We start from the raw sequence: 16,609 nt of genomic DNA on the forward strand, positions 1-16,609 counted from the left end.
ACGCCATTTTTTATATTTATGAGCTATTTAAATTATAATGATTTATAACTAAATCTACAGAGTGATAAGGGAAGTCGGCTAGTTTATCTTCATCCGGGTAGTGTTGTTTTTCGATTTTATATGCAATGTACTCAAGAATGTCTCGAGCTCCAAAATGATATTTTTCACCATTTTCAAAATTCAATTCATAGCTATGAAGTGTAAATTTATGTTCAGGTATAGGTTTAGATTTCTGGGTGATAGATATTATTTTTGGTGCTTTTATTATTTGATGTAAGCTGCCCCATGTCATTTCTGTTTGAAGTGTTGTTAGCTCTAACCCATCAATTGAGTTGTTTTGTGGGATTGTTATTTTTTTATCTTTTTTGGCCATTTCCAAACGGTCAAAAAAAGTTGACAAATGTACTAGGTTCTCTCTTACGCAATATGGCAGCGTTAGATCTTGTAAAAAATGGATGTATTCATGAATTAATGTTGATGTCATTTCACATTCAAAGTTTGAAATATCATCAAATGTCTTTATTTTAATCATAAAGGACGATGGAAGGTATTCACCCTCTACTCTACTTAGCAACATATGCTCTCCATGCTTGTTTTGCGAAATAATAAAATATGATCAATTCTTGTCCAAAAAATCTGGCAAAATCTGGGAGGAAAAAACTGGGACATCCACGCTACCGCCCGTAGATTACAGTTTCCAATATGCTCCTTTGACCCGCGCTGGCAGCAACCCATGGGAAAATCTGGGACATCCACCTTTCTGTGTGAAGCTTAACGCAGCCGAATATCATGCACTGCCCGTGGATTACAGCTTCCAATATGCTCCATTGACCAGCGAGGGCAGCAACCCATCGCAGCTCAACAGGTTCTGGATGGCTATGGTAAGCCAAACGAAGCTGGGCCAGCGAGCATAAAACGAATGCAATCATCAGATAATCTTCGTTATTTGAGCCAGGTCATCAAAGCGCTTAAGTAGGTGCGATAAAGGCGGGCAAGCAGGCGCGGCTTTGCTATCTTGATCAGCCTTATGGATAAGGGGAGAGGCCGAATGGCCGGCTCCCTTGCACAGGAGCAATAGATGGCGGTGAAAGCCAAATCCAGAAGGGAGAAGGTGGGCAGCGGGCTGGGGCTGCTGCTCGGGATCCTTATTTTCAATCTGATTGCCTACCAATTTGTTGAGACAAAAGCGCTCTCCGAGACCAACCGGATGATAGGGGCCATTGTCAGCGCCCTGCTCTGCTCCGAGCTGGGGGCCAGAGTGGGCAAGTGGCTGGATCGCAGAGAGCAATCTTAGCGGGATTTCCCGAGTCACCCGGCAAACGGCTGTGAAATCTGGGACACCCACCTTTTTGACAGCGGCGTAAGCTTGTACTTGGCTTGATAAGTCACTGCCCAGGGGGTGAGCCATGACCATTGCCCGTTTACGTCAAATCAGTTTGCAGGATACGCCTTACTACCACGTGGTCAGTCGCTGTGTGCGGCGGGCGTTTCTGTGCGGGGAGGATGCCCACTCCGGCCAGAGTTACGAACATCGGCGTCAGTGGGTGGTCGACAAGCTAGGGCAGCTGTCGCGGCTGTTTGCCATCGGTGTTTGCGCTTATGCGGTGATGAGCAACCACTATCACCTGGTGCTCAAGGTGGAGCCGGATGCCGCCGCCAGCTGGAGCGAGCGAGAGGTGGCCGAACGTTGGGCGGCGCTGTTCCAGTGGCCGCTGCTGGTGCGACGCTGGTATCAGGGGGAATCCCTGATTGAGCCCGAACTGGCTGTGGTGCAACAACTGATAGGTCAGTGGCGGGAGCGTCTGCATTCCATCAGTTGGTTTGTGCGGCTGCTTAACGAAACCCTGGCGCGGCAGGCCAATCGGGAGGATGGCTGCAAGGGCCATTTCTGGGAAGGGCGCTTCAAGAGCCAGGCCCTGCTTACCGAGTCAGCCCTGCTGGCCTGCATGACTTACGTTGACCTCAACCCGATACGGGCTGGATTGGCCGATCGGCCTGAACAGAGCGACTACACCAGCCTCAAGCAGCGCCTCGATGGCGAGCACCCCTCGGCACCATTGCCACCCTTGTTGCTGCCATTTGCACACCAGTCACGACCCGATAGCCTGCCATATACCTTCGCGGATTACCTGATGTTGGTGGATTGGACCGGTCGTGCCATCAGAGCTGACAAACGGGGCCATATTCCGGCTTATCTTGCTCCCATCCTGGTGCGGCTGGGGTTGGACGAGGTTCGCTGGCTCAAGCAAGTGACGCTGTTTCGACGACCAGGCATCAGGGTGGTGGGCGACAGGGATCATTGCCAGCGATTCGCACAGCACTGTGGCCAGCGACGATGTCATCAGCCATCCCTTTGAGTGGTTAGTGCTCGCTTCATACAAGTTCCCGGTATTACACCTGATCCCCTTATGTTGCTGCGTGTGAATTAGCCCTTTTTTATGCCAAGGCGTTCTCTTTAATCCCCCGAGTCTCACAAATGCCATCGCCAATGCTCGGCGGCAGGATGTGCAGACTGCTGGATTGTCGCTTGCCCTAAAAGATGGCTGTCCCAAACAGGGGAGGCTTTGTTATCTTGCCGGGTGTGTAGGCAAGGGGGTATATCCCCCTGCATATCTTCCCGCGCAGGAGCAATCGGATGGCGATTAAAGCAAGATCCCGAAGAGAGAAGGTGGCGGGCTCGGGCTGGTGATGGGGCTAATAGCCTTTAACCTGATTGTGCCCCAGCTCCTGGAATCCAAAGAGATCTCGGATATGAACCGGATGATAGGGGCCATGGTCAGCGCCATGATCTGCTCCGAGCTCGGGGCCCGAATCGGCAAGTGGCTCGATATCAGGGAGCAGGCCAAATCCCCAGAATAGAGGGCGACATGGGTCGCCCTCGTTTGTCGTTTAGCTGCTTCGCCGCTCGGGTTCGCTGCTATGCAAGAAGGTGGTCAGGGTATCGCGCGGTGGCGTGATGCCGCATTGAACCAAAATGCGCCCGATAGCCCCTCTGTGATAGCTGCCGTGGGTCACCAGATGCAGCAGCATTTCCTCGCGGCTCATCTGTCCCTTGTCACCATCCACAAAGTTGAACGAGAGCACGGCCTCGCCATCTGCTTGGTTCAGGCCGGCAACGTAATCCAGATACCAGGCATCCAGCGTGCCGATGGCGGTGCGCAACGAAGCCAGGGTCGGCGTCTCCGGGGTATTGGTGGCACTGAAGCCATGGGGCTTCCCCAGCAGATTGCTCTTGAAGATGGCATCGACCACATGGATATGGTTGAAGATGCGAAGGGCCGTGTGGTGCGCCTCGGGATGTCGCTGCGGATCCAGGGTGGCGAGGGCATCCAGCAGTTCGTCATCGGCCCAGGCCTTGTAGCGAAACAGCGAGAGCAGGGTTGAGTTTGGCATGGCACTCCTTGGCTCTTCTTATGTCCAAAAGCGGGCATCTTAGCCAGATGGAGCCAAAAATGACACTCCCCGAGCAGAGGGCTGGGTTGGGCCAGTCATCGGCTGTGTCCGGGTCGGCAGGGATGCTACCCTGTCAGCCGCTGCCGGATAAAACGGCGCCTATAACCCGCCGCCACAAGGAGTTCCCATGCGCATTGCCCTGATTGGCCTCGGTGATATCGCCCAGAAGGCCTATCTGCCGCTGCTCGCGAGCGACGAGCGGATCACCCCGCTGCTCTGCACCCGCAGCCCTCAAGTGCTCGGCAAGCTGGCCCGCCAGTACCGCATTGCCGAGTGCTTTACCGAGGTGGATGCGCTGCTCGGGAGCCGACCGGACGCCGTGATGATCCATGCCGCCACCGCCGTGCATGGCAAGCTGGCGGAGCAGTGTCTGCGCGCCGGCATCCCCACCTTTGTCGACAAGCCGCTCTGTGACAACGCAGCCGAGGTGGAGGCGCTTGCCGACCTCGCCCTGGCGCAGGATTGTCCGCTGTTTGTCGGCTTCAACCGCCGCTATCTGCCCGCCATGGCGGGCGCCCGGGCGCGGCCGCTTACCGAGCTCAACTGGCAAAAGCACAGGCACTCCCTGCCGGGGCTGCCGCGCTCGTTTCTGTTCGACGACTTTATCCATGTACTCGACAGCCTCTGCTGCTATGGCGGCGTGCCAGGCGGGGAGCTGCATGCGGTAATGAGGCGCAGCAGTCAGCAGCCCGGGCTGCTGGCCGGGGTAAGCGTCGCCTGGCAGAGCGGTGACTGCGCCGTGAGCGGCAGCATGAACCGCAGCGCCGGTCTCACCGAGGAGCGCATCGACGCCTATGGCGACAACCTCTCCCTGCATATCGAGAACTGCACCCGGGGTACCCTGGCCCAGGGCAAGGTGGTGCAGACCCTGGCCCCCGATGATTGGCAGCCGGTGCTGGCAAGCCGGGGTTTTGTCGCCATGCTGGCCCACTGGTATCAGCAAATTGAAACGGGCAGGGCCGATGGGGGACTTATCGAGAGCTATCTGCACAGCCACCGGCTGGCGGAGCGACTGGTTGAGCTGGCGGGGGAGTGAGCCCGGCTCGCCCTTCCCATGGGCCGCCGATGGAGTGCAGGGGCGAGAAATCAACCAGAGTACTGTACAAGATGACGCATCCCTGCGCGGTTGACAGGGGAGGACGCCGCCGCGCGAGCCAAGGGGGCGCTTGTTTGCTATCTTGGCGCCCATGAAAGACCTGCAGAGCAACAGAGTGTGATGAGCAACGTTTCGCAAATGGCGCCTGGCCTGCCACGGGCCCGTGATGAGCGCCCGGTCGCGGCGGACAAGGTGATCCCTTCATGAGCATTATTCTGGGCATAGACCCCGGTTCGCGGATCACCGGCTACGGCGTCATCCGCATCGTCTCCGGCAAGGCGGAGTACCTGGGCTCGGGCTGCATCCGCACCGACCTGGGCGAGCTGCCGTCTCGGCTCAAGCAGGTGTATGACGGGGTGAGCGAGATCATCACCCAGTTCAAGCCGGACGAGTTCGCCATCGAACGGGTCTTTATGGCCCGCAACGCCGACTCGGCGCTGAAGCTAGGTCAGGCCCGCGGCAGCGCCATCGTCGCGGCGGTCAATGCCCTGCTGCCGGTGAGCGAATACTCGGCGACCCAGATCAAGCAGGCGGTGGTGGGCACGGGCGGCGCCGCCAAGGAGCAGGTGCAGCACATGGTGACCCATCTGCTCAAGCTCTCTGCCACCCCCCAGGCGGATGCGGCGGATGCCCTCGGGGTGGCGCTCTGTCACTTCCACACCCGCCAGAGCCTCATCAAGATGGCGGGACGTGCCACCGGCTCGGTGCGTGGCCGTTACCGCTGATCCCTGACGGGCTCTGGGAGGACGCCCATAGCGCCTGGCACCACCCTGTTGCCAGGCGTGCTGTTCTCAAAAGCGCTGATTGGGTCACAACCTGTCGCACGGTCAGGGGGGACTCTGATGAGAAGTGGGGACGGCGCGGGAGAGGAAGCTCCTACCGAATCAACAACTTGTGATGCACGTCACACATTCTGCGTAAAATAAGCCGGCTTCGTCTTACTCCACCACACTCCCATAATATGGCGCCTGTTGAATAGCAGTGTCCGTATGAGCCTTTTCTAGGCTCCTGTTCTAGTCATCATCGGGAGATATGAGAGTGAAACCATTTGCAGCTGAATTTATGGGCACCTTCTGGCTGGTGCTGGGGGGGTGTGGCAGTGCCGTGCTGGCTGCCGCTTTCCCGAATGTGGGGATAGGCCTGCTGGGTGTGGCCCTGGCGTTCGGTCTGACCGTGTTGACCATGGCCTTTGCCATAGGTCACATCTCTGGTTGTCACCTGAACCCGGCCGTGACCCTGGGTCTGTGGGCCGGTGGCCGTTTCCCGGCATCGGGCGTCGTGCCTTACATCGTGGCTCAAGTCCTTGGCGGGATTGCGGCGGGCGGCGTGCTCTATGTGATCGCCAGCGGCCAGGCCGGGTTTGACGTGAGCGCCGGCTTTGCCTCCAACGGTTATGGTGAGCACTCACCGGGCGGTTACAGCCTGCTGGCGGCACTGGTGTGTGAAGTGGTGATGACCGGCTTCTTCCTGTTTGTCATCATGGGTGCCACCGACAGCCGTGCACCGGCGGGCTTTGCCCCCATTGCCATCGGTCTGTGCCTGACCCTTATCCACCTCATCAGCATTCCGGTGACCAACACCTCGGTGAACCCGGCTCGCAGCACGGGTGTGGCGCTCTTTGTGGGTGACTGGGCCGTCAGCCAGCTCTGGCTGTTCTGGGTCGCTCCCATCGTCGGTGCCATTCTGGGGGCATTGGCCTATCGCGTGATCGCCACCAAAGAGTGAGCTGTTACTGAACTACGTGTGGTATCGACACGCCTGAGGGCGTGTTTTTTTGTTTCTGGAGGGCAGCAAAACCGGGATGACCCCGGTTTTATTTGTTGGCTGAGGAGAGGGGGGAGGAAGGCCTTACAGGCTCCGGGCGCTCAGCATCTCTTTATAGCGCTGGTGCAGCAGCTTGACCCGTGCCACCTAGGCCCGGGTTTCGGCAAGGATGGGAGGGGATGCCGCCGTACTCGTGTCTTGGACAGGGTTTACAGGCCCCGGGCGCTCAGCATCTCTTTATAGCGCTGGTGCAGCAGCTTGACCCGTGTCACCTAGGCCCGGGTTTCGGCAAGGATAGGAGGGGATGTCGCCATGCTTGTTCTTGCACAGGGCTTACAGGCCCCGGGCGCTCAGCATCTCTTTATAGCGCTGGTGCAGCAGCTTGACCCGTGCCACATAGGCCCGGGTTTCTGCATAAGGCGGTATGCCGCCGTGTTTTTGCACCGCACCGGCGCCGGCGTTGTAGGCGGCTGTGGCCAGGGCAACGTTGCCGTCATACTGCTTGAGCAGGCCCGCCAGGTATTTCACCCCGCCGAAGATGTTCTGCTCCGCCAGCAGGGCATTGCCGACCCCGAGCTCGCGGGCGGTCGCCGGCATCAGCTGTGTCAGCCCCATGGCCCCCTTGCGGGAGACGGCCAGCGGGTTGAAGGCGGATTCGGCGTGGATCAGCGCCCGGATGAGGGCGGGCTCCACCTGATAGGTCTTGGCCGCCGCCGTGATGGTGCTGGCATAGTCGTAGAGGAAGAGGCCGGTGGTGCGCCAGTTGACCCTGGAGGCGGGATCGCAGGCGTAGCAGTCGTTGAACAGCAGCAACTCGTAATGACCCTGCTCCGGCATCATGTCGGAATAGCGCACCACACCGTTCTTTTGCACCGACTTGTAGACCTGGATCTGGCGCGCGGCGGGGGGCGGTGCGGGCTCTGCCACCCTGGGTGACGGGATCGACTCGGATGTCAGGACCACCACCTCGGCCGGTGGCGGCGTCTGACTCCAGGCACTGAGGGGGAACAGCGAGATGGCTCCCAGCAACATCCATGCTTTCAACGGCTTGCTCCTTAAGCCTTGTTAGCCACGTTGAGTAAAGCATCCGGGGCGAGGCAGAACAAGGGCCCCGGCGACGAGTCGCAAGAAAAGCCCGGGCAGAGGGCGCCAATACCCCCCGAGGTGGATGACGCAGCCCCGCAAGGGGCCGTGGATGGCGCCGCAACTCCCCAGCTGGCTATTGGCTTTTTTGTAAGTTAAAGGCGTGTTATCTTGCTGTTGCTCCACTCTGGTCTGATCTCTTCGTGGGGCCGGTTGATAGGGCAAGAGAGGGCCAGGTGGCCAGGGCGAAATGGGTATGATAAGCAGGCGGGCGATGGAGCTCAGATTCGAAGAGTACTGTGATGCGGATCTTTCCCTGATCAGGGACTATTACGAGACGACGTTTTCCCACTATGTACCGGATCTGGCCGAGCGGATCTTCGTGGTACGGGATGCCCATTGGCTGGTGGGGGCCGTGCGCCTGCGCGACGAACAGGATTATTACCACCTGTGCGGTTTCCGGTTGTTGCCGCACTACCAGTCACTGGGGCTGGGGTCCCGGTTGCTGCAGCATGCCTGCAGCGATCTGCTGGACAAGCCCGTGATCTGCCACGCCTTGCCCTTCGAGAAACCCTTCTACCTCAAGGCGGGCTTTGCCCACCTTCCCCTGCATGAACTCGACGGACCGCTACATACCCTCTATCACCAGCAGCGCGAACAGGGTTACCAGATCGAGCTGCTGGTGCGTCAGGCGACGGCCACTGTCTACAACTGATCCTTCGGCTTGGTCAGCAGGCGGATCTTGCCCGGTGACAGCTCCAGCCCCAGCAGATTCTCCTTGAGCCAGGCCTGGTTGGGATCCTTGTCGTCGAGCTTGTAGACGGGCTGGGTCTCCAGCCGTTTCTCCATGCTCTGCAGCAGCATCCTCAGCATGAAACCGAACTTCTGCTCCGCCGCCGCCGGCTCCAGCTTGTAGTCAATCAGCTTCATGTTGTCGAGGAAGAGCGCGCTCTGGGCCTTGTCGTAGCGCGGTCTCGCCTCATAGGTCATGTTCAGCAGCGCGTCGTACTGGGTCTGGTCCGGCAGGGAGATCTTCAGTTTCCCCTTGCCAAAGACCCTGGCGGTATCCGGACTCTGGCGACCGATCTGGACATCGCTCTGCTCGAGCTGGACATGGGCCTTGATGATGCCGGGTAACTCCAGCTGTTTGTCGACTTGCACCTGAGATTGCAGGTACTGGTTTATCTGTTGCTCATTGATGTCATATGAGCCTTGACCTAGCATGGCCAGACTCAGCAGCATAGATTGCAGGATCATGCTAACGACCTGATAGAATGGGTTTGTCCCACAGCATACCATTGTGGCCCTGCGGGATCTGCCCATGCCCTTTGTCCATTACACCAAGGAGTCGTCTTGCTCGACGGTCTGGAATACGACATTCAGTTGCTGTTCTCCCGCTTTCTTGGCTGGCTGTTGCTGTTGTTTCACACCGTGATAGTGGCGGGGATCTCCCTGCGAGTGGTGATGAAGCGGCGCCCCATCGGCGTCTCCCTCGCCTGGCTGGCGCTCATCTATGCCATCCCCTTCGCCGGGGTCGGCTTCTATGTGCTGTTTGGGGAGATACGGCTCGGCCGCAAGCGGGCCGAACGCGCCCAGGCCATGTATCGTCCTTATGCCATCTGGATCCGCCAGCTCGCCCGCCTCTTCCCCCAGCACTGCTGCGAGGTGGGCAGCAAGGCGCGCCCGCTCCATGATCTGATCCAGGGGCGGCTGGCCATGCCCATGCTCTCGGGCAACCGGATGACGCTGCTGCACAAGCCCGACACCATCATTCAGGAGATAGTGCGCGACATTCTCGGCTCCTCCCAGTCCTGCTACCTGGAGTTCTACATCTGGCATCCCGGCGGGGACGTGGACGCCGTGTGCGAGGCCCTTGTCGAGGTGGCGGCGCGCGGCGTGGATTGTCGCGTGTTGCTCGATTCCGTCGGCAGCAAGACCTTTTTCCGCTCCCCATGGCCGAAGTCGCTGCGCGCGGCCGGGGTCAAGGTGGTGGAGGTGCTGCCGGTGGGGGCCTGGCGCATTCCGTTCCAGCGCCAGGACTTGCGCATGCACCGCAAGCTGGTGGTGATCGACGACAGGGTCGGTTACACCGGCTCCATGAACATGGTGGATCCCCGCTTCTTCAAGCAGGATGCCGGTGTCGGTCAGTGGGTCGACATCATGATTAGGGTGCAGGGGCCTGTGGTGCCCCTGATGTGGTCCACCTTCGTCTGGGACTGGGAGATGGAGACCGGCGAGCGGCTGCTCGACAGCCTGCAGCACGAACCCGAGGCCTGGCCGCAAACCAACTATCGGGCCCAGCTCATTCCCTCCGGCCCCTTCGTCGGCGGTGACTGCATCCAGCAGAGCCTGCTGCTGGCCATCTATCAGGCGCGCCACCACCTGGTGCTGACCACCCCCTATTTCGTACCGGACGATCCCCTGGCGGCGGCGCTCTCCTCGGCGGCGGCGCGGGGCGTGCTGGTGCAGCTGGTGCTGCCGGCGCGCAACGACTCCCTGATGGCCAACCACGCGAGCAACTCCTTCATGGAGGATCTGCTGGCGGCCGGGGTCGAAATCTACCGCTATGATGCCGGTCTGCTGCACACCAAGAGCGTGCTGGTGGACGACGACTTCGCCCTGGTGGGCACGGTCAATCTCGACAGACGCAGCCTCTGGCTCAATTTCGAGATCACCCTGCTCATCGATAACCCGGTGTTTGTCGCCGAGATGAATCAGCTGGTGCAGGGCTACATGCTGGAGGCGACCCCCATGTCGCTGACCCAGTGGCGGGCCCGCCCCTGGTACAAAAAATTGCTGGAGAACATCTTCTACCTGTTCAGCCCCTTGCTGTGACAGTCGAGAATGGGCCATGAGCCGGGATCTGGCTTGCTTGTGTTCCCATACTCCCCGTAGAGTGCGCCTAGGCACCCGCCATAGAAAAATCAGGAGTAAGAGAGCAGATGAAAAAGACAGTGGCCATGGCTGCCGGAGCGGCATTGGTGGTGGGTGGGCTGGGCGCCTGCTGGTACACGGGCAATGCCTTCGATCGCATCCTGGGGGAGCAGATCGCCAGGGCCAAGCAGGAGAGCGGCGTCGAGATCACCTGGTTGCCCAACAGCGAGAACCTGTTCACCCGTGATGGGGTGCTCAAGGTGGTGGTGACACCGGAGACGCTGGCGAGTTTCGATCCCCAGATGGCGGGAAGCGACCCCATAGAGCTGCAGCTGCGCGTCAACAGCCGCCTGCTGCCGCTCTATATCAAGAGCAATATGCTGCTCGACACCTCGGCGGGAACTCTGGCCCCGGTCTTCACCGCCCTCGGCATGCAGCAATGGCAGCTTGGCCTGGAGTCGGCCAGCAGCCTCTGGACCATGAGCAACAGCTCCCGTTTCTGGGCCAACGACTTCAAGGTCAAGGAGGGGCTCAACGAGTTCAGCTTCCTGCCACTGAGCGGGGATTATCGCGGGGATCTCGATGGCAATGGCCACCTGGTCTTCCAGTGGCTGGGCATGACGGTCCACGATGCGCAGAGCAAGATGGATTTGGCCCTGGCGGATCTCAAGGGCAGCGCCGACATGGCCGAGATCAGCGGCATCTGGCTCTCTCCTAACAGCGAGATGACGCTGTCCGCCCTCTCCTTGCAACTGCCGGAGAGCGTCAAGCTCTCGTTGCAGGGGGTTAGCACCAACACCCAGCTGGCGGGGGACGATGCCCAGACCCTCTCCAGCCGTTATCAGATGAAGGTGGCGACCCTCAATCTGGAGAACGAGAGCGACAGTCTGGCGCTGACCCAGGGAAGTCTGGATCTGGCGCTCAAGGGGCTGGATCTGGAGGGCTATCAGACCCTGCAGGAGGCCAGCAGCCAGCGGGTGGACGAGGCGGCTATCCAGCAGGCGCTGGACAAGATGCTGCAACGGGGCGCCACGCTGGAGCTGACCGATCTCAGCGCCCAGCTCAACGGCGAGCCCGTCAGCCTGAAAGGGGAGGCCAAGCTGGCGCCAACGACCCTGGCACAGTTGATGGGAAGCGAGGAGGGGATGCAGGCCCTGTCCGGGCTGCTCAATGCCAGTCTCGGCGACCAGTTGGGCAAGGCGGTGCCGCAGCTGGCACCCATGCTGGCCCAGTTCACGGCCCTGGGTTATCTGAAGGCGGAGCCGGCGCACCTCAATGCCGAGCTCAAGCTCGACAAGGGAGTGGTCACCATCAACGGTCTGCCCCTGCCTCAATAAGCGCAGGCAGACGAAGAAAAAGGCTCCCTCGGGAGCCTTTTTGCTGGGCGTCGAACGACGGGCTGGGTTACTTGAACACCACCGTCTTGTTGCCGTAGACGAAGACCCGCTCGTTCAGCACCAGCTCCAGGGCACGGCTCAGCACGGATTTCTCCACATCCCGTCCCGCCTTGGCCATGTCGTCGGCGCTGAAGGTATGGCCCACGTGGATCACGTCCTGCTCTATGATGGGGCCTTCATCCAGATCGTCGGTGACGAAGTGGGCGGTGGCACCGATCAGCTTGACCCCGCGATCGAAGGCCTGACGGTAGGGGCGGGCACCGATGAAGGCGGGCAGGAAGGAGTGATGGATGTTGATGAGCTTGCGCGGATAGGCCTCCACGAAGCTCGGGGTCAGCACCCGCATGTACTTGGCCAGGATCACGTAATCCGGCTGATAGCCGTCGATGAGGGTGCGTACCTGCTCTTCATGCTCGGTGCGGCTGAGATCCTCATGGCTCACGGCATGGAAGGGGATGTCGAACTTGCCCGTCAATTCTGCGAGCGTGTCGTAGTTGCCGATCACCGCCACTATGTCCATGTCCAGCGCGCCGGCGTAGTTCTTCATCAGGATGTCGCCGAGGCAGTGGGTCTCCTTGGTGACCAGGATGACGATGCGCTTCTTGCCCGCCTTGACCAGACGGCGCTGGGCGCCCGCCGGCAGGGCGTCGTCGAGATCCGCCAGCAGGGTCTCGTCGTTGAAGCGACCCTCCAGTTCGGTACGCATGAAGAAGCGACCGTTCTCGTGATCCACGAACTCGTCGTTCTTGTTGATGTTGAGCTGGTGCTTGTAGCAGATGTTGGTGATCTTGGCGATGAGTCCCTTGGCGTCGGGGCAATCGGTCAGCAGTATTTTCTTTTCCATCTCTGTCATGATTCCGTTTGTGGTGTTGGCGCCCGAGTCTGCGCGGGCTGCACGTTTTTGCTGGCACTATGCCATAAACAAAATCAGAAAGGACAGCGCGCCGTGCAGCTGAGTGGCAAGTCGCCAGCGGGGGGCAGTGCACTGCATCCTATTCATCTTTGATGGGTTTTGGGCTGGTATCCTGGGTTTTTTTTCTTTAGGCTGTCTGCGCTTATTCTCAGGGCGGGGTGAAATTCCCCACCGGCGGTATCCCGATCTGACTCGGGGAGCCCGCGAGCGCCCGACCCTGGTTTGAAACCGGGGGCGGGGTCAGCAGATCCGGTGAGATGCCGGAGCCGACGGTCACAGTCCGGATGAAAGAGGATAAGACAGATACTGCACTCCTGGCTCCCTATGGGCCGGCTGCTGCATACCTATCTCTGTCTGCCTTTCCATGCCCTGATTCTGGTCCTTGTCTTGTTTAGGAGTCTTACCATGAATCAGTCTCTACTCAGTGAATTTGGTGATCCCATTGCCCGCGTCGAAGCCGCGCTGGCCGCATTGCGTGCCGGTCAAGGTGTGCTGGTGGCCGATGATGAAGATCGGGAGAACGAGGGTGACCTCATCTTCGCCGCCGAGTCCATGACCAATGAACAGATGGCCATGATGATCCGCGAATGCTCCGGCATCGTCTGCCTCTGCCTGACCGACGAGCGAGTTCGCCAGCTCGAGCTGCCCATGATGGTGGAGGCCAACTCCAGCCATTATCAGACCGCCTTCACCGTGACCATAGAAGCGGCCCAGGGCGTCACCACGGGTGTCTCCGCCGCCGACCGCATCACCACCATCCAGGCCGCCATCGCCGACGGCGCCCGACCCTCTGATCTGCATCGCCCGGGCCATGTCTTCCCGCTGCGTGCCCGCACCGGCGGCGTGCTGACCCGGCGCGGTCATACCGAAGCCACGGTGGACCTGATGCAGCTGGCCGGTCTCAAGCCTTACGGGGTGTTGTGCGAGCTGACCAAGGCCGATGGGTCCATGGCCAGGTTGCCGGATCTGGTGACCTTCGGTCGCCTGCACCGGATGCCGGTGCTGACCATCGAAGATCTGGTGCAATATCGTCAAATGCTGTCTGAACGTTCAGCTTAAGCTTCATACGAAATTGTATTAAGGGCATTTTTTGGTTACGCTTGGTGCGAACCTCATCCAGGGCACTCGTTTTTGACTTAGATTTGCACAAAAAGTGTGCGTTTAAAAAAAAATGAGGGTTTTAATGCATTTATCTGTGATGGGGCCTATCCAAACTCGTATTTATTTGTGCCATAATCACGCCGCTTGCTAAACGTCTGGCGAGTTAAAGGGAGCTTTAAAAATGAAGAAAATGTTGTTGGTAGGTGTTGTTGGTCTGTCTGCCCTGCTGGGCGGTTGTGCAAACACCAGCGAACTGGAAACTTCCGTTCAGAATCTGTCTAACAAAGTTGACCAACTGGCTCAAGATGTTAGCGCAGTTCGTGCTGATCAATCCAAGATGGCTGCTGATATCGCAACTGCTAACCAAGAAGCAGCTCGTGCTAACCAGCGCATCGACAACATGGCTACTTCCTACAAGAAGTAATCCATGCGAAAAAATGGCGCATTTCAATGCGCCATTTTTTTTTGCCTGAAATTCGTCATTTCTCTTATTACTGCACTGCCTGCCTGAACAAGGCAATGCCGATTGCTCGGCATCCCCTGATATCTTCATCGATCAATAAAGCAGGCTGTAGAGCTTGCGGCGATAACTCTGCGCCGCCGGGTGTGCTCCCATGGTGGTCAGAATATCGAGATAGATCTTCTTGGCATCGCCAAACGCCATGTCGCGCTTGAGAATGTTGAACAGCAACGCCAGGGCTTCTTCCTGACGGCCAACCTGACTGTACTGCACCGCCAGCTCCTGGGTGAGGGCGTCGTCGTCCGGTGTCTCTGCGTGACGCTGCTCCAGGGCGCGCAGCTCCGGGCTGTCGCTGGCTTGCAGCGCCAGGGCCAGGCGGGAACTCAGGGTCTGATAGTGATCATCCTGCGCCACCATGGGGATGGTCGCGAGCAGGGCCTGAGCCTCATCCAGCAGAGCCAGATCCAGCGCGGCCTGCACCAGCCAGAGGCTGATGTCGTGACGCTCAGGGGCCAGTCGGTGGGCCTGGGTGAGATGGGCATGGGCCACATCTGCCTGACCCTCAGCCAGGGCTTGCTGACCCTTCTCGAGCAGCAGCTCCTCTTCCTTGGGGGAGAAGGCGGCGAAGTACTGGCGCAGGGTGGCCTCATCTTGAGGCCCTTCCAGGATGGCCTGCTCGTCCGGGCGCCCCTGATGGAACAGCACCAGAGCGGGCAGCGCGCGCAGACCCAGCTGGCTGGCCAGGGGTTGCAGCTGGGGATCGTTCATGTCGACCTTGGCCAGGGTGACCGCGGGATTGGCCGGGCCGACCAGGGTCTCCACCAGCGGGGTCATGCCCTGGCATTCTGGCATCTGCGGGGCGTGGAAATAGATGACGACCGGCTTTTTCATGGACGCATCGATCAGTTCGGCGTGGAAGTTCTGGGGATTGATGTCGACGATCATGAGGCTGACTCTCGGAAAATGGTGTGGATCAACATGGGGTCCAGGGACGTGGATTTCAAGCGCTCATCCAGCAGGTAGCCATTGATCTGGCGAGTCGGGGCGGCGAGGCTCAGCCAGCCGCTGCCAACATGCCAGTCCAGCACCTGATAGCTCCGGGTATCGAGCCGGTTGTCCAGCCGCCACCCCTCTTCCGGTACAAAGCGCACCTTGTCGAGCCCCGCGGCAATGCCGGCCCCCTGGGCTTTCAGCACCGCCTCCTTGCGTGACCAGAGCCGATAGAAGGCCGAGGCCTGCTCCCGGGATGGCAGGGCAAGCAGCCACTGATATTCCTCAGGAGCATAGAAACGCTGGGCCAATGGCAGGACGGGGCGCCGGCGCAAGCCCATCTCCACATCCACGCCGAGGGGGCCTTGCTGGCAGAGGGCGAGTACCAGCCAGTCCCCGCTGTGGCTGAGATTGAACTGCCAGTCATGGCTGATCAGGGTGGGCTTGCCGTGCTCGCTGGTGCGAAACACCAGCGCATCGGGCGGACAGCCAAGCCGCTCGGCCAGCAGGCGGCGCAACAGTATCCGGCCGAGCAGGTACTCACGCTGGCGGCCAGGCTGGCGGATCTCGTGCCAATGGCGAAATTCGTCCGGCGAGAGCTCTGCTTGCAGCCCGATCAACTGCTCGGCGTCGATGAGCGCCGGTTTTAACAAATAGAGATCCGCATAGAGCATAATATTTCACTTTAAAATGAGGTCGAAACAGCGATAACGATCCGTTTTGATAGGGCAAAACCGCTACTTTTGCGATTGTATATTGTTTGGCCATGATCACATTAATCATGCAAAACAGTGCATTTCCTTGCAAAAATGTGAGGTCGATAGGGATTTTCGCTTGCCTCGATAGAATTCTTGGATATAGTCGGGTGCTGTTGCCTTATAAATTGCCCTGTCGGGCTGCATTTTAACAAGTTTCACTCTATTTGCGGGGATAAAGGATTGCGCCACCTGATGCTACTGCTGGTCGCGCTCGGAATGGTGGGTTGTGCTTCTGCACCCCAGCCCGAGGTCGCGAGCAAGATCGAGGTTTCCATGATGGAACCCGTGATTGAACCTGAAGTTTCACCCACACCAGATGTCAACGAAATCCTGACCGTATACAAAGAGTGGCGTGGCGTCCCTTACCGCATGGGGGGCAGCAGCCAGCGAGGCATAGATTGCTCCGCCTTCGCCCGTGAAGTGTTCCGCAATGCCGTCGGCATCGAATTGCCCCGCGATACCCGCTCCCAGGTTCATGAAGGCACCCGCGTTTCCAAGCAGGATCTGGTGGAAGGGGATCTGGTCTTCTTCAAGATCAACCGCCGCCTCAATCATGTGGGCATCTATGTCGGCAACGGTGAATTCATCCACGCCTCCACCCGCGCCGGGGTGACCCGCTCCAAGCTCGACAACTCCTATTGGCGCAGCAAGTTCTGGCAGGCACGCCGGATCGAGATCTGAGTCAGGCTGGACAAACGGCTCGCAGTACGGACTGTTTTT

18 protein-coding genes and 1 riboswitch are annotated in these 16,609 nt (G+C 59.2%); of the genes, 11 read left to right on the forward strand and 7 right to left on the reverse strand.

Going from position 1 to position 16,609, the window contains the following annotated elements:
* Positions 1-16 precede the first annotated feature (16 nt).
* The gene (locus tag ACWPWQ_RS01340) at positions 17-577 is read right to left on the reverse strand and encodes a hypothetical protein (protein WP_454008821.1); all 561 of its coding nucleotides are present in this window, start codon (positions 575-577) and stop codon (positions 17-19) included.
* Between the two features lie 501 nt (positions 578-1,078).
* On the opposite strand from ACWPWQ_RS01340, the gene ACWPWQ_RS01345 reads away from it, so the two are divergent.
* Positions 1,079-1,294 (forward strand): hypothetical protein, encoded by a 216-nt coding sequence (locus ACWPWQ_RS01345; RefSeq protein ID WP_042873670.1) that lies wholly within the window; start codon positions 1,079-1,081, stop codon positions 1,292-1,294.
* A gap of 112 nt (positions 1,295-1,406) precedes the next feature.
* Positions 1,407-2,357: a transposase gene (locus ACWPWQ_RS01350; RefSeq protein WP_454008822.1), complete on the forward strand. Its 951-nt coding sequence runs from the start codon at positions 1,407-1,409 to the stop codon at positions 2,355-2,357.
* Positions 2,358-2,889: 532 nt separating this feature from the next.
* Here the strand turns inward: ACWPWQ_RS01350 and ACWPWQ_RS01355 are convergent.
* Positions 2,890-3,393, reverse strand: coding sequence for a DinB family protein (locus ACWPWQ_RS01355; protein ID WP_454008823.1), 504 nt, complete (start codon positions 3,391-3,393; stop codon positions 2,890-2,892).
* A gap of 187 nt (positions 3,394-3,580) precedes the next feature.
* Between ACWPWQ_RS01355 and ACWPWQ_RS01360 the strand changes: the two genes are divergently transcribed.
* The 3 genes from ACWPWQ_RS01360 to aqpZ all read left to right on the forward strand — a co-directional run bounded on the left by ACWPWQ_RS01360 (position 3,581) and on the right by aqpZ (position 6,274).
* Positions 3,581-4,489, forward strand: a complete 909-nt coding sequence (locus ACWPWQ_RS01360) for a Gfo/Idh/MocA family protein (RefSeq protein WP_454008824.1) — start codon at positions 3,581-3,583, stop codon at positions 4,487-4,489.
* Positions 4,490-4,752: 263 nt separating this feature from the next.
* Positions 4,753-5,274 carry a crossover junction endodeoxyribonuclease RuvC gene (gene ruvC, locus ACWPWQ_RS01365; RefSeq protein WP_139438236.1) on the forward strand — a complete coding sequence of 174 codons (522 nt, stop codon included), beginning with the start codon at positions 4,753-4,755 and terminating at the stop codon, positions 5,272-5,274.
* 313 nt (positions 5,275-5,587) lie between these two features.
* A complete protein-coding gene (gene aqpZ / locus ACWPWQ_RS01370; protein ID WP_025327805.1) occupies positions 5,588-6,274 on the forward strand; it encodes an aquaporin Z in 687 nt (228 codons plus the stop codon).
* A gap of 372 nt (positions 6,275-6,646) precedes the next feature.
* Here the strand turns inward: aqpZ and ACWPWQ_RS01375 are convergent, their stop codons facing one another.
* Positions 6,647-7,345, reverse strand: a complete 699-nt coding sequence (locus ACWPWQ_RS01375; protein ID WP_139438319.1) for a lytic transglycosylase domain-containing protein — start codon at positions 7,343-7,345, stop codon at positions 6,647-6,649.
* Positions 7,346-7,670: 325 nt separating this feature from the next.
* Between ACWPWQ_RS01375 and ACWPWQ_RS01380 the strand changes: the two genes are divergently transcribed.
* Positions 7,671-8,111 carry a GNAT family N-acetyltransferase gene (locus tag ACWPWQ_RS01380; protein ID WP_289976245.1) on the forward strand — a complete coding sequence of 147 codons (441 nt, stop codon included), beginning with the start codon at positions 7,671-7,673 and terminating at the stop codon, positions 8,109-8,111.
* Here ACWPWQ_RS01380 and ACWPWQ_RS01385 read toward each other — a convergent pair.
* Complete coding sequence (locus ACWPWQ_RS01385) at positions 8,102-8,653, reverse strand: DUF1439 domain-containing protein (RefSeq protein ID WP_161507403.1); 552 nt, start codon at positions 8,651-8,653, stop codon at positions 8,102-8,104. The genes ACWPWQ_RS01380 and ACWPWQ_RS01385 overlap by 10 nt on opposite strands.
* 96 nt (positions 8,654-8,749) lie before the next feature.
* Between ACWPWQ_RS01385 and cls the strand changes: the two genes are divergently transcribed.
* Positions 8,750-10,231 (forward strand): cardiolipin synthase, encoded by a 1,482-nt coding sequence (gene cls, locus ACWPWQ_RS01390; protein WP_454008825.1) that lies wholly within the window; start codon positions 8,750-8,752, stop codon positions 10,229-10,231.
* 107 nt (positions 10,232-10,338) lie between these two features.
* Positions 10,339-11,607 carry a DUF945 family protein gene (locus ACWPWQ_RS01395; protein ID WP_454008826.1) on the forward strand — a complete coding sequence of 423 codons (1,269 nt, stop codon included), beginning with the start codon at positions 10,339-10,341 and terminating at the stop codon, positions 11,605-11,607.
* 67 nt (positions 11,608-11,674) lie between these two features.
* Here ACWPWQ_RS01395 and purU read toward each other — a convergent pair whose 3' ends face one another.
* A complete protein-coding gene (purU, locus tag ACWPWQ_RS01400; protein ID WP_139438247.1) occupies positions 11,675-12,511 on the reverse strand; it encodes a formyltetrahydrofolate deformylase in 837 nt (278 codons plus the stop codon).
* Positions 12,512-12,720: 209 nt separating this feature from the next.
* Positions 12,721-12,880, forward strand: a riboswitch (FMN riboswitch).
* Positions 12,881-12,985: 105 nt separating this feature from the next.
* On the opposite strand from purU, the gene ribB reads away from it, so the two are divergent.
* Positions 12,986-13,639, forward strand: coding sequence for a 3,4-dihydroxy-2-butanone-4-phosphate synthase (ribB, locus tag ACWPWQ_RS01405; protein ID WP_139438249.1), 654 nt, complete (start codon positions 12,986-12,988; stop codon positions 13,637-13,639).
* Between the two features lie 223 nt (positions 13,640-13,862).
* Positions 13,863-14,105 (forward strand): Lpp/OprI family alanine-zipper lipoprotein, encoded by a 243-nt coding sequence (locus ACWPWQ_RS01410; protein WP_025327798.1) that lies wholly within the window; start codon positions 13,863-13,865, stop codon positions 14,103-14,105.
* A gap of 132 nt (positions 14,106-14,237) precedes the next feature.
* Here the strand turns inward: ACWPWQ_RS01410 and ACWPWQ_RS01415 are convergent, their stop codons facing one another.
* A complete protein-coding gene (locus tag ACWPWQ_RS01415) occupies positions 14,238-15,086 on the reverse strand; it encodes a tetratricopeptide repeat protein (RefSeq protein WP_454008827.1) in 849 nt (282 codons plus the stop codon).
* Positions 15,083-15,805: a 4'-phosphopantetheinyl transferase family protein gene (locus tag ACWPWQ_RS01420; protein WP_454008828.1), complete on the reverse strand. Its 723-nt coding sequence runs from the start codon at positions 15,803-15,805 to the stop codon at positions 15,083-15,085. Before ACWPWQ_RS01420 ends, ACWPWQ_RS01415 begins: the two co-directional genes overlap by 4 nt.
* A gap of 276 nt (positions 15,806-16,081) precedes the next feature.
* On the opposite strand from ACWPWQ_RS01420, the gene ACWPWQ_RS01425 reads away from it, so the two are divergent.
* Complete coding sequence (locus ACWPWQ_RS01425) at positions 16,082-16,570, forward strand: C40 family peptidase (RefSeq protein WP_162519271.1); 489 nt, start codon at positions 16,082-16,084, stop codon at positions 16,568-16,570.
* Positions 16,571-16,609 lie beyond the last annotated feature (39 nt).

The organism is Aeromonas sp. Marseille-Q7275, from assembly GCF_965119515.1.

What these genes read in the sequence shown, in the direction of transcription:
- ACWPWQ_RS01340 (WP_454008821.1), bottom strand. Translation starts at nt 577, where the DNA reads ATGTTGCTAAGTAGAGTAGAGGGTGAATACCTTCCATCGTCCTTTATG.
- ACWPWQ_RS01345 (WP_042873670.1), top strand. Translation starts at nt 1,079, where the DNA reads ATGGCGGTGAAAGCCAAATCCAGAAGGGAGAAGGTGGGCAGCGGGCTG.
- ACWPWQ_RS01350 (WP_454008822.1), top strand. Translation starts at nt 1,407, where the DNA reads ATGACCATTGCCCGTTTACGTCAAATCAGTTTGCAGGATACGCCTTAC.
- ACWPWQ_RS01355 (WP_454008823.1), bottom strand. Translation starts at nt 3,393, where the DNA reads ATGCCAAACTCAACCCTGCTCTCGCTGTTTCGCTACAAGGCCTGGGCC.
- ACWPWQ_RS01360 (WP_454008824.1), top strand. Translation starts at nt 3,581, where the DNA reads ATGCGCATTGCCCTGATTGGCCTCGGTGATATCGCCCAGAAGGCCTAT.
- ruvC (WP_139438236.1), top strand. Translation starts at nt 4,753, where the DNA reads ATGAGCATTATTCTGGGCATAGACCCCGGTTCGCGGATCACCGGCTAC.
- ACWPWQ_RS01375 (WP_139438319.1), bottom strand. Translation starts at nt 7,345, where the DNA reads ATGTTGCTGGGAGCCATCTCGCTGTTCCCCCTCAGTGCCTGGAGTCAG.
- ACWPWQ_RS01380 (WP_289976245.1), top strand. Translation starts at nt 7,671, where the DNA reads ATGGAGCTCAGATTCGAAGAGTACTGTGATGCGGATCTTTCCCTGATC.
- ACWPWQ_RS01385 (WP_161507403.1), bottom strand. Translation starts at nt 8,653, where the DNA reads ATGATCCTGCAATCTATGCTGCTGAGTCTGGCCATGCTAGGTCAAGGC.
- ACWPWQ_RS01395 (WP_454008826.1), top strand. Translation starts at nt 10,339, where the DNA reads ATGAAAAAGACAGTGGCCATGGCTGCCGGAGCGGCATTGGTGGTGGGT.
- purU (WP_139438247.1), bottom strand. Translation starts at nt 12,511, where the DNA reads ATGGAAAAGAAAATACTGCTGACCGATTGCCCCGACGCCAAGGGACTC.
- ribB (WP_139438249.1), top strand. Translation starts at nt 12,986, where the DNA reads ATGAATCAGTCTCTACTCAGTGAATTTGGTGATCCCATTGCCCGCGTC.
- ACWPWQ_RS01410 (WP_025327798.1), top strand. Translation starts at nt 13,863, where the DNA reads ATGAAGAAAATGTTGTTGGTAGGTGTTGTTGGTCTGTCTGCCCTGCTG.
- ACWPWQ_RS01415 (WP_454008827.1), bottom strand. Translation starts at nt 15,086, where the DNA reads ATGATCGTCGACATCAATCCCCAGAACTTCCACGCCGAACTGATCGAT.
- ACWPWQ_RS01420 (WP_454008828.1), bottom strand. Translation starts at nt 15,805, where the DNA reads ATGCTCTATGCGGATCTCTATTTGTTAAAACCGGCGCTCATCGACGCC.
- ACWPWQ_RS01425 (WP_162519271.1), top strand. Translation starts at nt 16,082, where the DNA reads ATGCTACTGCTGGTCGCGCTCGGAATGGTGGGTTGTGCTTCTGCACCC.